This window comes from Desulfomicrobium salsuginis (genome assembly GCF_054657795.1).
Genome location: NZ_BAAHYA010000002.1, coordinates 1,505,564 through 1,517,626 on the forward strand (window position 1 = coordinate 1,505,564; position 12,063 = coordinate 1,517,626).

Consider the following 12,063-nt stretch of genomic DNA (forward strand, 5'->3'; position numbering starts at 1 on the left):
GGCTTCTGCATGGCCTGAAGCCATGTTCAGACCTTTGCTCTTTGTTGCATGAAAAGACGAATGCGACTACATGATTGACGAGAACACACAGTCGGCGCTGCCCCAGGGGCGGCGTCCCGTAGCGGCAACCTTCCAGGAGCGACACATTGTCCCACGCGCCCAGCAATCAGACGATCCTGATCGTCGACGATGAGCCCATCAACATCAAGGCGCTTCAGCTCGTCCTCGGGGACGAGCACAACCTCGTCTTCGCAACGACCGGAGAAATGGCCCTGGAGATGGCGGCCGGCGCCCCCCAGCCCGACCTCATCCTCATGGACATCGTCATGCCCGGCATGGACGGGTTCGAGGTCTGCGAGCGGCTCAAGAAGGACGAACGGACACGGGACATCCCCGTGGTTTTCCTCACGGCCAGATGGGAGACGAGCGAAGAGGCCAGGGGCCTGGAACTCGGGGCCGTGGACTACATTCGCAAGCCCTTCAGTCCGCCCATCATCAAGGCCCGCATCCGCAACCATCTGGAGCTGAAAAAGACCCGGGACCTGCTCGAAAACCTGTCCACCCTCGACGGCCTGACCAACATCCCCAACCGCCGCCGCTTCGATGAAATATTCGCCCACGAATGGAACCGGGCCGTCCGCAACAAGGCGCCCCTTTCCCTGCTCTTCATCGATATCGACCACTTCAAGAACTACAACGACTGCTACGGCCACCTGGCCGGCGACGACTGTCTCAAGGCCGTGGCCAGGGTCCTGCAATCGTCGCTCGGGCGCGCGGCCGACTTCCTGGCCCGCTTCGGAGGGGAAGAGTTCATCATCCTGCTCCCGGACACCAGGGAGAACGGCTGCCGCTACCTGGCCGAGACCATCCGCGGCGCCGTGGAAAAGCTGAACATCGAGCACAAGGCCTCGCCCGTGGCGAACCACATCACCGTGTCCATCGGCGCGGTGACGTGCGCCGACGTCACGAGCTGCGACCGCGACCGCCTGCTCGAACACGCCGACAGGCTGCTCTACCAGGCCAAGCACGAGGGCCGGAACAGGGTCACGTCGCAGACCGTGCCCGCAGTGCCATGAAGACGCGGAGCCCGCGAGAACCCGGAACCGCATGGAGGTAAGATGGAACTTTCAGGAAAGCGTTTCGTCATTCTGGTTGACACCCAGTTCAACGACCACGAGTTCTGGTATCCGTATTTCCGCCTCAAGGAGGCGGGCGCCGAAGTGACCGTCGTGGCTTCCGCGGCGGGCAAGACATACGAAGGCAAGTACGGCACCCCGGCCAAGGCGGACAAGACGCCGGCCGAGATCAGCGTCGCGGACTATGCGGGCATCATTATCCCCGGCGGCTACGCCCCCGACCACATGCGCCGCGACCAGAACATGGTCAGCCTGGTGCGGGCCTTCGACCAGCAGGGCAAGGTCGTGGCGGCCATCTGCCATGCCGGCTGGATGCTCGTCTCGGCTGGCATCCTCAAGGGCCGCACCGTGACCTCGTTCTTCGCCATCAAGGACGACCTGGTCAACGCCGGGGCCACGTGGCGCGACCACGAGGTCGTCACCGACCGCAACATGATCACCAGCCGCACGCCCGACGACCTGCCCGCCTTCATGCGGACCATCATCGCCGCCTGCAAGGGCTGAAGCGTCGAAGAAGCCGCGGGCCCGGAACCACGAAAGCCATGGCCGGAGGCGGCCATGGCTTTTCGTTTGTGCGACGTAGGGGAAGCGGCTCAGTGGACCAGATTTCGATGCAGGATGAGGCGCGAAATTTCCTGAAAGAGTTCCTGCTCGCGCACGACCCCGATGATCCTGCCGTCGCGCTCCACGGCCACGCGGCGCCGGTTCTCCTCGCACAGGAGAAACGCCACGTGCATGAGGTTCGCCTCGCAGCTCACGACGGGAGACCTCGGGTTCATGATGTCGCGCACCCTCATGGATTCCAGTTCGCGCGCCCTTGAACTGAAAAACCCCGTCCAGAACATGGGCGAGAACTTCGTGCACGACAGCAGGGAACCGTCCTCTGACAGAAGATGGGCCGGGGTCATGGCCTGAATGAGATTGCGCATGGTCAGCACGCCGACCAGCTCATCCCCGTCGAAGACAAGCACCGCACGATGCCCGGATTCCATGACGAGCCCCGAGGAGACAAAGTTCTCGAAGGACCGCCCCAGGGCCTCGATGCCCTCCCGGACCGTGCAGGAGGCCTGCACGCACGTATACCGCTCAATGGGGATCATGATCTCGGTGACCGTCCGTTCCCTGGACTGGCCGCTCCGAGGGGCGTTGACGGCGTCATGGATACGGCCCACGAGGACATCCAGGTCGCACGGTTTGCAGAGGTAGTCGAAGGCCCCGGCCCGCAGGGCCTTGCGCGCCCCCTCCTCCTCGCCTTGCCCGGTGAGGACGATCACCCGGATTCCGGGCTTCATGGCCGTAATGCGCGGCAGGGCCTCGTCCCCACTCAGACCCGGCATGCGGATGTCAAGGAGGATGACGTCCGGAGACATGGTCTGCAGCAGCTCCAACACCTGGTCCCCGTTTTCGGCCGGAGTTACGAAGAATCCCTTGAGTTCCAGAATCTTGCCAATGGTCGCCCTGAAACGGGCTTCGTCGTCCGCGACGACGACATGCGGCCTGCTCACTTCTTCCCCCTGCACGTTGTTCCCGCAAAGCCACGACGCCTCACCGCCCCAGGACAGGCGGCGCGCACGAAGGAGGCAGGCGGCACGATATGCCGGACAATCTACTCTTCCGCCAGGAGCTTAGCAATACGCCTCCGGCTGCAACCGGAATCGAAAGCCCCTGCAGGCAAGCCCCGCCGACACCCATGCCCACGCCACGTCGACGGCGTGTCGGCTCCGGAAATGCCCCTTCGGAATCATTGCGAGCCGCCATCCTTTTGTGTCAGAAGGTTTCCTGAGCGTCGCGCCCCCAATGCCAACCGAATCGACGCCACCATTTCCGGAGCACGCATGAGCCTCATCCAACGCGTCAGAAACATCTTTTCTCCAGCGCTGGTGTCCCACGAAGCGGACAACGGACAGGAGGACATGTTCCGGGCCAGGTACCAGGCCTTTCGGCGCCTGCTCTCGGCCAACAACGGGGCTCTGGACTTCATGACGGAGCTTGAGGAGGCGGCCATGGGCCGCCGTCACTTCGGCATGCATTTCGTGCGCTCGCGGGTGACCGGCGCGACCGCCAAGGTCTTCAACATCGTCGAGAACCTGCTCTACCTCGCCCCCGGCAAGTACCTTATCCTGCGCGACTCCCTGCGCGACATCCAGGAACGGATCCAGGAAAGCCTGACGACCGGCCAGTCCACCCGCCGCCGCGAGTTGGTCCTGGACCTGGCCGACATCGCGGCCGGTGACGTCGGCGACGTCGGAGGAAAAATGGCCAACCTGGGGGAACTCAGGAACACCCTGCAAATCCCCGTGCCCCGAGGTTTCGCCATCACCGCACACGCCTACGAGTCTTTCATGCAGCACACGGGGCTCTGGGAGGAGATCAACTGCCTCGTCCTCGGTCACCCCATGGCCGCGCATTTCAGCGCCTGCCCCCTGCCGGAAACCGATTTGGACGACGAGGCGACAAACCAACCCATCGCGCTGCTGGAACTGTGCGGAAAAATCCGCGGCATGATCCTCGCGGCCGAGGTGCCCGCAGAACTGCAAAGCGCCATCCTCGGGGCCTACGACCGGCTGTGCGAGGAGGAGGGACGGCGGGTGCACGTGGCCCTGCGCTCCAGCGCCCTGGGCGAGGACAGCGCCGGCGCCTCCTTCGCCGGCCAGCACAAGTCCCTGCTGAACCTGGACCGGGACAGCCTCATCGACGGCTACAAGGAGATCGTGGCCAGCAAATATTCGGCCCATGCCATGACCTACCGCTACATGCTCGGCATCCGGGACGACGACGTGCTCATGTGCGTGGGGTGCCTGAGCATGGTCACCTCCCAGGCCGGCGGCGTGACCTACACGACCAACCCCCTGAACGCCGCGGACGACCGGATGCGCGTGACCGCAGCCTGGGGAGTGGCCAAGGGCGTGGTCGACGGCACGGCCACCACCGACGAATTCGTGCTTGAAAAGGCACCCGAACTCCGGATCGTCGAGAGGACCGTGCCGCGCAAGGAATCGGCCCTGGTCTGTTCGTCCACCGAAGGCGTGTGCCGCGTCTCCCTGGACCCGGAACACTGCGAAAAGCCCACCCTGAACGATTCCCAGATTCTCGAACTGGCGGCCATGGCCATGCGCATCGAAGAGCATTACGGGCAGCCGCAGGACATCGAATGGGCCTACACGCCCGAGGGCGACCTCGTGCTGCTGCAGACGCGGCCCCTGGAAATCCGTGAACCTGAGCCGGCCTCGGCGCTGCTGCCCGACGTCCCCCCGCTGGTCCATGCCGGACGTACGGCCAGCCCCGGCGCGGCCTTCGGCGTGGTGCACATCGTGCGCAAGGACGTGGACATCCTCGTGCTTCCGGACAACGCCATCCTCGTCTGCGTCGAGGCCGCGCCAAAATGGGCCGCGGTTCTGAACAGGTGCCAGGGCATCATCACCGAGCAGGGCAGCGTGGCCGGGCACCTGGCCAATGTGGCCAGGGAATTCCGCGTGCCGGCGCTGTTCGGCGTGCCTTCCGCAACGTCCCTTCTGGCCCCCGGCCAGGAGATCACCCTCGACGCCGACAACGCCGCGATCTACCCCGGCCGCGAGGACGACCTGCTCGCGCGCAAGCCCGAGAGGCCCAACATGATGGCCGGCAGCCCCGTCTTCCAGACCCTCGAACGCGTCATCCGGCACATCGTCCCCCTGAACCTCCTGGACCCGGACGCCCTGGACTTCACGGCCGCCAACTGCCGCACCCTGCACGACATCACCAGGTTCTGCCACGAGAAGTCCGTGCAGGAGATGTTCAGCTTCGGCCGGGACCACGACTTTTCCCCCAGGTCGAGCAAGCAGCTCAAGACCGTGATCCCCATGCAGTGGTGGATCATCAATCTGGAGGACGGCTTCACGAAGGAGACGCCGGGCAAGATGGTGCCCCTGGACAACATCGCCTCCGTGCCCATGCTGGCCCTGTGGCGCGGCATCGTAGCCTTCCCCTGGGAAGGGCCTCCCGGCCTCGACGGCAAGGGTTTCATGTCCGTCCTGTTCCAGTCCGCGACCAACGCCAATCTCGAACCGGCCAGGGCGTCTCACTTTGCGGACAAGAACTACTTCATGATCTCGAAACATTTCTGCAACCTGCAATCCAGATTCGGCTACCACTTCACGTCCGTCGAGGCTCTGGCCGGACCCAGGCCACGCGAGAACTACATCCGCTTCCAGTTCAAGGGCGGGGCGGCGGACCAGCAGCGCCGGGTGCGACGGGCGCGTTTCGTGGGCGAAATTCTCGACGAGTTCAATTTCCGGACCCGCGTGCGCGAGGACGCCCTCTTCGCCCGTCTGGACGACTGCGACCAGCAGTTCGTTGAAGACCACCTCGAAATCCTGGGGCACATCCTCATCCACACCCGGCAGCTTGACATGATCATGAACCGTGAGGAAGTGGTCCAGTTCTACAAACAACGCATCCTGCGCCAGCTCCACGCGCTGATGGATGCCAAAAACGGGGCCTAGGCCCGACAACAGGACAGACATGAGCGACAGATCTCAGGAAAACTCGCCGAGCCATGCCGTGCTGCGCGGCGTCATCGTCGGCGGCTCCATCGGCATGATCGCCAGCTGGTTCGGCTACGAGCCGGTCAAGGCCTTCTTCATGGGCATCGTCTGCGGCATCTTCGCCGCCTTCACCAGAATCATGGCTGACAGGTTGCGCAAGAAATAATCCTTGACTTTTTCAACTGCAGGACTATTACTTCAAACCAAGAACCACCGCATGCGGACTGAAGAGGTTCTAGAATTCATGGCGATGTCTTCAAGGAAACTGACAACAACATCTCTTCGACAGAGGCGTGTTGCAAGGTAACCTGGAAAAATCCTCGAAAAACAGGTGTGTAGGCAGTCAACACAATCAGGGAACATCTTTCCGAATCGAAAATCGAGGCGCGTTGGTTGGAAACCGTGAACCAGTAATGTGGTCATGGCGCGTTGGAAGGAAACCCCGAAGTGAACCAGGAAACAGACTGTTGAGGCGTTTATTCCGGTAAATCCGTACAGGAGTACTCGTGGCGCCGGCCCCAATCCGGCGCAAAAACGGTTCACAAGCATCACATCGCATCTGGTTTAACGACATTCCGGTTGATCGGGGGCGGAAGAAAAGACTTCTTCCGCCCCTCTCTTTTTTCCTGCAGGCGAACATGATCATACTTTCCTGCGTCCACCATGGCCGCGTGCGTCCGTATCGCCGGCTTCCTCCCCCGCCTCGGCTTTTTCTCTTTTCGGGAAGGATCAAGCGGCTTGCATAAGAGAAGCTTTTCGTTATAGACGTCCAAGTGCAAACATGAACCAATTCCAATTCAGGACACGCCATGTACTGTAAAAAATGCAAATTTCACTCCTTCGACCATGTCGCGGCCTGCCCCAAGTGCGGAGCGGACTGGGAAGAGACCCGCAAGGCCCTTTACCTGAGCTGGATCACCGCCAGCGGCGTCAGTTGGGTGGCTCCGGTCGCCGCTCAGGCCGCCCCTGCGGCTTCCGCGGTCTCTCCCGCAATGGTCATGGACATCTCCGGCGGCGAAGACGAACTCTCCCACCTCATCGCCCCGGCTCCGACGCCGCCGTCCTCCAAGGACGCCGACATCGACGTTTCGCTCTTCGCTGAGTTGGATTTTTCCGCCGAAGGGACGGAAGCCAAACCATCGGCCCCGGCCGCTGCGAAACCGGCGCCCAAGCCGGACGAGGATCTTTTCCTCGATTCCATGCCCGTGGAGGACATGCCCGAGCTGGACTTCAGCGCGTCCTTCGATGCGCCGGCAGAACCCGCGCCGCCCATCTCGAAGCCCAAGCGCGAAGATCTCTTCATTCCCGAACTCGAGGAAATGCTTGCGCCCCTGACGGAAGAGCCGCGGCAGAACCCGGCGCCGGCCAAGAAAGCCCCCGTGGCCGATGAAACGGAGATTCTGCTCGATTTCGGCGACGGCTCCTCCACGGGAACCGCGGCAGAGGACGTCCCCTTCCTCACCCTGGACGACACGATCAAGCCCTCGTGACCTCGGGCTCAGCCCAGGCTCCCCACGAATCCGAGAACCAGGGCGCTCACCGAGGCCCTGGTTTCTTCGTGCGTTACCAGCAGATGCCCGCTGGTGAGGCTTTCGCGCATGGACAGGAGATGAAGTTCCCGACGCGCACTTGACACCCGCGACAGGATGTCCCAGGCGTTGTCGGGGTGAACGGCCCGGTCCCGGACGCCGTGCAGGACCAGGATCGGCGCCGTGACGCGACCCAGCCCCCGCCGCACCCTGCCGGCCGCGACCTTGAAGGAATGCAGGGGGCGCACGAAGTGCGTGCCCTCGTACCCCTGCCACGGCGCGATGCGTCTGGACTCAGGCTTCGGCGCCGAGGCCGCCGGCCGGGGATGGCAGAAGCGCAGCAACCCGCTGCAAAACAGCAGAGGGTCCGGCGAGAAATAGGGAAAGAGCCGGCACAGGAAGACAGGGGCGGCGATGGTCGCGACGCCAGCCAGCTCATGCCGCTGCGCCAGCGCCAGGGCGAGGGTGCCGCCCATGGAGAATCCGGCCACGAAAACCCGCGGGCACCGCGTCCGCAGGGCCAAGAGCGCCCTCTCGGCCCCGGCCAGCCAATCCTCGAAACGGCTGCGCTCGAAGGCCTCGGTGTCGCCATCGTGCCCGGGCAGGGACGGGACGTCGACCGCGTACCCCGCAGAACGCAGGTCGGCCGCCAGAAAGCTCATTTCAAAAGGCCGTCCGGCATAGCCGTGCAGCAAAAGACAGCCGGTCAGCAGATCGTTCATGGTGACCCCGCAACGGTGAAGGATAGGATACCTGTTCAGCAAATGCGCCAGTTGCATGGGAAAAAAAGTCTTGACTTTTGTCAGTCATTCGAAAAAGAAGACGAGTTTCCGGTGATTCGCGAACAGCCGCCGTTTCCACCGGGCAAAGGCGCGGCAGCATTTCAGGTCAAAATTATGGAGGAGCCTCATGGCAGTAGATTTCAGTAATGCCGTCAAGACCGACGAAGGCGTTCAGGTTAACGGCGTTGTCATGCAACAGATTGTGGAACAGTGCGAAGGCTGCGAGCGGATCAAGGAATTCGAGGGCGGCAAGTACTGCGGCAGCTACCCCCAGCCCGCCGTGAAGTGGAGACTGGGCACCTGCAACTTCTCGACACACACCAAGTCCGCGCCCGCCAAGGGCAAGGCCAAGGTCAACCCCCTCAAGGCTTCCAAGCGCGCTGCCAAAGGCCGCTAGGTCCAGCACCAGAGTTCACGCACAAGGCAGGATCATCCTGCCTTTTTTTTCCTCAAAATTCCGGGCGAGACCGCCCGGCGACCAGCAAGGGGCACAGCCATGCTCTCGTCCATCCTCGACATCATCGACCGCAGCGGCGACGAACTCGTCCGGCTCCAGACCACCCTGGTGGCCATCCCCGCCCTCGGCCCCACCAACGGCGGCCAAGGTGAGGCGGCCAAGGCCGAATGGCTGTCCGGATACCTCTCCGCTTTCGAAGGCGTCACGGTGGAGCGCATCGACGCTCCGGACGACAGGGTCGAAAGCGGCGTCAGACCCAGCCTCGCGGTCCGGCGCCCCGGCAGAAGCCCGCGCACCCTGTGGCTCATCGCCCACACCGACGTGGTCCCCACCGGCGACCTGTCCCTGTGGCAGTCGGATCCCTTCGTCCTGCGCCGGGAAGGCGATCTCATCTATGGCCGCGGCGTCGAGGACAACCACCAGGGCATGGTCGGCGCCCTCCTGCTTCTGCGCGCCCTGGAACAGGCCGGGGCCGCAACGGAACTGTCCCTGGGCATCCTGCTGGCCGCCGACGAGGAGACGGGCAACGCCCTGGGCATCGAGTACATCCTGCGCGAACGCCCCGACGTCTTTGCCAAGGACGATCTGGTCCTCATCCCGGATTTCGGGACAAAGGACGGCGCAGCCATCGAAGTGGCCGAGAAGAGCGTCCTGTGGCTCAAGTTCACGGTCCTGGGCCGGCAGTGTCACGCCTCGACCCCGGACGAGGGCGTCAACTCCCTGGTCGGGGCCTCGGCCCTGATCCTGGCCCTGGGGCGTCTGAACGACGTCTTCGGACGCACCGACACCCTCTTCGACCCGCCGACCTCGACCTTCGCGCCGACGAAGAAGGAAGCCAACGTCCCCAACGTCAACACCATCCCCGGCCAGGACATCTTCTACCTCGATTGCCGCGTGCTGCCCGACTACCTCCTGGACGACGTCGAACAGGAGATCCGGCGCATCTGCGACACGGTCGAAGCCGAACACGACGTACGCATCGCCTTCGAACGCGTGGTGCGCGAACAGGCCGCGCCGGGCACCCCGGCCGACTGCGAGGCCGTCACCCGCCTGGCCAAAGCCCTGCGCGACGAACGCGGCATCGAGCCGCGCGTCATCGGCATCGGCGGCGGCACCGTGGCCGCGGCCTTCCGCAAGCGCGGCCTGCCCGCGGCCTGCTGGTCCACGCTGCTGAACACCGCCCACCAGCCCAACGAACACTCCTCCATCGCCAACACCATCGCCGACGCGCGGGTCTTCGCCCGCCTGCTCCTGGACAGCGGGGAATGAGATGAGCATCCCGACCGTGCCCGAAACCTTCGACATCATCGTCGTCGGCGCCGGCCATGCCGGCTGCGAGGCGGCCATGGCCGCGGCGCACATGGGCATGCAGACGCTACTTCTGACCATCAACGCCGACCGCATCGGCCACCTGTCCTGCAACCCGGCCATCGGCGGCCTGGCCAAGGGGCACATGGTCAAGGAGATCGACGCCCTGGGCGGCATGATGGGCAAGTGGGCCGACCAGGCCGGCATCCAGTTCCGCATCCTGAACACCCGCAAGGGCCCGGCCGTGCGCTCCAGCCGCGCCCAGATCGACCGCGCCGAGTACCTCAAGGTCGTGCAGCGCGACATCTTCACCTGCCCGAACCTCTTCGTGCGCCAGGAAACGGCGGCCTCCCTGACCGCCCAGAACGGCCGCATAACGGGCGTGGTCACCACCCTGGGCGAGACCATCCCCTGCCGGGCCGCCCTGCTGACCACGGGCACCTTCCTGCAGGGCCTCATCCACGTCGGCCTCAAGAATTTCAGCGGCGGCCGCTACGGCGACCCCGCCAGCCAGGGCCTTTCGCCGCGCCTTAAGGAACTGGGCCTGGAGCTCGGTCGCCTCAAGACCGGAACCGTGCCGCGCCTGCTCAAATCCTCCGTCGACTACTCGGTCATGGAGGAGCAGCCCGGCGACAACCCGCCCCGCCCCTTCAGCTTCGACTCGCCGGGCATCGGCCTGCCCCAGCTGCCCTGCTTCGTGACCTGGACCACCGAGCGCACCCACGAGATCATCCGCTCCGGCTTCGACCGCTCGCCCATGTTCACCGGCGTCATCAAGGGCACGGGCGCGCGCTACTGCCCGTCCATCGAGGACAAGATCGCCCGCTTCCCCGACAAGGACCGGCACCAGATCTTCGTCGAGCCCGAAGGCCTGACGAGCTTCGAAGTCTACCCCAACGGCATCCCCACGAGCCTGCCCTTGGACGTGCAGAAGGCCCTGGTGGCGTCCATCCCCGGCCTGGAGAAGGCCCAGATCATCCGCCCCGGCTACGCCATCGAGTACGATTTCGTGCCCCCGACCCAACTGCGCCCCACCCTGGAGACCAAAGCCCTGCGCGGCCTCTACCTGGCCGGCCAGATCAACGGCACCTCGGGCTACGAAGAGGCCGCGGGCCAGGGCCTGTGGGCTGCCATCAACGCGGTCCGGGCCCTGCGCGACGAGCCGGAGTTCATCCTGACCCGCAGCCAGGCCTACATCGCCGTCCTCGTGGACGACCTGGTGACCAAGGGCACGCAGGAACCCTACCGCATGTTCACCTCCCGCGCCGAACACCGCCTGCTCCTGCGCGAGGACAACGCCGACGGGCGCCTGACCCCCCTGGGCCGCGAACTCGGCCTGGTGGACGACAGCCGTTGGAAGCGCTTCACGGCCAAGCAGGCGGCCCTCACGGAGATCATGGCCGGCCTGCAATCCATCCGCGTGCGCCCCGACGCCGCCACCAAAGACGCGGTCGAGGCCATGGGCGGAACCATCCCCCAGAAGGCCGTCAGCCTGAAGGAACTACTGCGCCAGCCCGAACTGTCCATCGGGAGCCTTGCGCCCCTGTGGCCGGAGTTGGCGAACTTCGACGCGGAGGCGCTTGAAGAGGCCGAGATCCAGGCCAAGTACGAAGGCTACCTGCAACGCCAGCAGGACCTGGTCGACCGCTTCGAAAAAATGGAGCGCACCGCCCTGCCCGAAGACATGGTCTACACCGGCATTCCGGGCCTGTCGCGCGAAGTGGTGGAAAAACTGACCCGCATCCAGCCCCGCACCCTGGGCCAGGCCGGACGCATCTCGGGCATCACGCCTGCGGCTTTGTCCTGCCTGGAGATTCAGCTCAAGAAGATGGGGAAGATTTAGAAGAGTGCCTCCGGCGGGCAGGGGATGATCCCCTGCACCCCATCGGGTGGGGCGTGTCTGGGGCTGTCCGAAGGTTCTGAGAAGGATGACTGGACGGGGGAAGAGTGCCTCCGGCGGGCAGGGGATGATCCCCTGCACCCCAGTTTGAAGGCAGCGTGCTACTCCCTGGTTTCGGAGGCGCAGTGGGCGAAGGACGGGACGTGGAAGCCGTCGACCAGCTCCTGGGCCAGGGCTTCGAGCCGCTCCACGAAGGCGTCGTCGAGGACCTTCTCCAGAGTCTCTTCCGAAGGCATGACCTCTTCCTCCGGCCCCCGCACCTTGAGCAGGATGACCCGTCCGTTGCTCATGACCTCGTACCCGACAACCTTTGCCATGCCCTGACCGTGCAGGTCCCGGACATGCGCCGTGATGATCTCGTAAAGTTCCACGCCCGTGTCCGGCCTGGTCACGATGGAAAAAACGCGTTCCGCCATATAAATCTCCTT

The 12,063-nt window shown here is 64.4% G+C and carries 11 protein-coding genes; 8 read left to right on the forward strand and 3 right to left on the reverse strand.

What is annotated here, in order from left to right; translation table 11 throughout:
* Window positions 1-146 precede the first annotated feature (146 nt).
* Together ACYQ3G_RS13930 and ACYQ3G_RS13935 are read left to right on the forward strand one after the other, a co-directional pair.
* Window positions 147-1,076, forward strand: a complete 930-nt coding sequence (locus ACYQ3G_RS13930) for a diguanylate cyclase (protein WP_028578301.1) — start codon at window positions 147-149, stop codon at window positions 1,074-1,076.
* A gap of 42 nt (window positions 1,077-1,118) precedes the next feature.
* Window positions 1,119-1,640, forward strand: a complete 522-nt coding sequence (locus ACYQ3G_RS13935; protein ID WP_028578302.1) for a type 1 glutamine amidotransferase domain-containing protein — start codon at window positions 1,119-1,121, stop codon at window positions 1,638-1,640.
* A gap of 89 nt (window positions 1,641-1,729) precedes the next feature.
* On the opposite strand, the gene ACYQ3G_RS13940 is transcribed toward ACYQ3G_RS13935, so the two are convergent.
* Window positions 1,730-2,641 (reverse strand): CBS domain-containing protein, encoded by a 912-nt coding sequence (locus ACYQ3G_RS13940; RefSeq protein ID WP_459826579.1) that lies wholly within the window; start codon window positions 2,639-2,641, stop codon window positions 1,730-1,732.
* 330 nt (window positions 2,642-2,971) lie between these two features.
* Between ACYQ3G_RS13940 and ACYQ3G_RS13945 the strand changes: the two genes are divergently transcribed.
* From ACYQ3G_RS13945 to ACYQ3G_RS13955, 3 genes are all read left to right on the forward strand, one after another.
* On the forward strand, window positions 2,972-5,617 hold the full coding sequence (locus ACYQ3G_RS13945) for a PEP/pyruvate-binding domain-containing protein (RefSeq protein WP_459826581.1): 2,646 nt from the start codon (window positions 2,972-2,974) through the stop codon (window positions 5,615-5,617).
* A gap of 19 nt (window positions 5,618-5,636) precedes the next feature.
* On the forward strand, window positions 5,637-5,825 hold the full coding sequence (locus ACYQ3G_RS13950; protein WP_028578304.1) for a hypothetical protein: 189 nt from the start codon (window positions 5,637-5,639) through the stop codon (window positions 5,823-5,825).
* A gap of 643 nt (window positions 5,826-6,468) precedes the next feature.
* Complete coding sequence (locus ACYQ3G_RS13955) at window positions 6,469-7,149, forward strand: hypothetical protein (RefSeq protein ID WP_459826584.1); 681 nt, start codon at window positions 6,469-6,471, stop codon at window positions 7,147-7,149.
* Between the two features lie 8 nt (window positions 7,150-7,157).
* Here ACYQ3G_RS13955 and ACYQ3G_RS13960 read toward each other — a convergent pair whose 3' ends face one another.
* Window positions 7,158-7,910 carry an alpha/beta hydrolase gene (locus tag ACYQ3G_RS13960; protein ID WP_459826586.1) on the reverse strand — a complete coding sequence of 251 codons (753 nt, stop codon included), beginning with the start codon at window positions 7,908-7,910 and terminating at the stop codon, window positions 7,158-7,160.
* A gap of 187 nt (window positions 7,911-8,097) precedes the next feature.
* Between ACYQ3G_RS13960 and ACYQ3G_RS13965 the strand changes: the two genes are divergently transcribed.
* The 3 genes from ACYQ3G_RS13965 (at window position 8,098) to mnmG (ending at window position 11,578) form a co-directional block, all read left to right on the forward strand.
* Complete coding sequence (locus ACYQ3G_RS13965; protein ID WP_459826588.1) at window positions 8,098-8,367, forward strand: PxxKW family cysteine-rich protein; 270 nt, start codon at window positions 8,098-8,100, stop codon at window positions 8,365-8,367.
* Between the two features lie 99 nt (window positions 8,368-8,466).
* Window positions 8,467-9,696: a M20 family metallo-hydrolase gene (locus ACYQ3G_RS13970; protein ID WP_459826590.1), complete on the forward strand. Its 1,230-nt coding sequence runs from the start codon at window positions 8,467-8,469 to the stop codon at window positions 9,694-9,696.
* A gap of 1 nt (window position 9,697) precedes the next feature.
* The gene (gene mnmG, locus ACYQ3G_RS13975; RefSeq protein ID WP_459826592.1) at window positions 9,698-11,578 is read left to right on the forward strand and encodes a tRNA uridine-5-carboxymethylaminomethyl(34) synthesis enzyme MnmG; all 1,881 of its coding nucleotides are present in this window, start codon (window positions 9,698-9,700) and stop codon (window positions 11,576-11,578) included.
* Window positions 11,579-11,736: 158 nt separating this feature from the next.
* On the opposite strand, the gene ACYQ3G_RS13980 is transcribed toward mnmG, so the two are convergent.
* On the reverse strand, window positions 11,737-12,051 hold the full coding sequence (locus ACYQ3G_RS13980; protein ID WP_459826594.1) for a hypothetical protein: 315 nt from the start codon (window positions 12,049-12,051) through the stop codon (window positions 11,737-11,739).
* Window positions 12,052-12,063: the final 12 nt, after the last annotated feature.

What these genes read in the sequence shown, in the direction of transcription:
- ACYQ3G_RS13935 (WP_028578302.1), top strand. Translation starts at nt 1,119, where the DNA reads ATGGAACTTTCAGGAAAGCGTTTCGTCATTCTGGTTGACACCCAGTTC.
- ACYQ3G_RS13945 (WP_459826581.1), top strand. Translation starts at nt 2,972, where the DNA reads ATGAGCCTCATCCAACGCGTCAGAAACATCTTTTCTCCAGCGCTGGTG.
- ACYQ3G_RS13950 (WP_028578304.1), top strand. Translation starts at nt 5,637, where the DNA reads ATGAGCGACAGATCTCAGGAAAACTCGCCGAGCCATGCCGTGCTGCGC.
- ACYQ3G_RS13955 (WP_459826584.1), top strand. Translation starts at nt 6,469, where the DNA reads ATGTACTGTAAAAAATGCAAATTTCACTCCTTCGACCATGTCGCGGCC.
- ACYQ3G_RS13960 (WP_459826586.1), bottom strand. Translation starts at nt 7,910, where the DNA reads ATGAACGATCTGCTGACCGGCTGTCTTTTGCTGCACGGCTATGCCGGA.
- ACYQ3G_RS13965 (WP_459826588.1), top strand. Translation starts at nt 8,098, where the DNA reads ATGGCAGTAGATTTCAGTAATGCCGTCAAGACCGACGAAGGCGTTCAG.
- ACYQ3G_RS13970 (WP_459826590.1), top strand. Translation starts at nt 8,467, where the DNA reads ATGCTCTCGTCCATCCTCGACATCATCGACCGCAGCGGCGACGAACTC.
- mnmG (WP_459826592.1), top strand. Translation starts at nt 9,698, where the DNA reads ATGAGCATCCCGACCGTGCCCGAAACCTTCGACATCATCGTCGTCGGC.
- ACYQ3G_RS13980 (WP_459826594.1), bottom strand. Translation starts at nt 12,051, where the DNA reads ATGGCGGAACGCGTTTTTTCCATCGTGACCAGGCCGGACACGGGCGTG.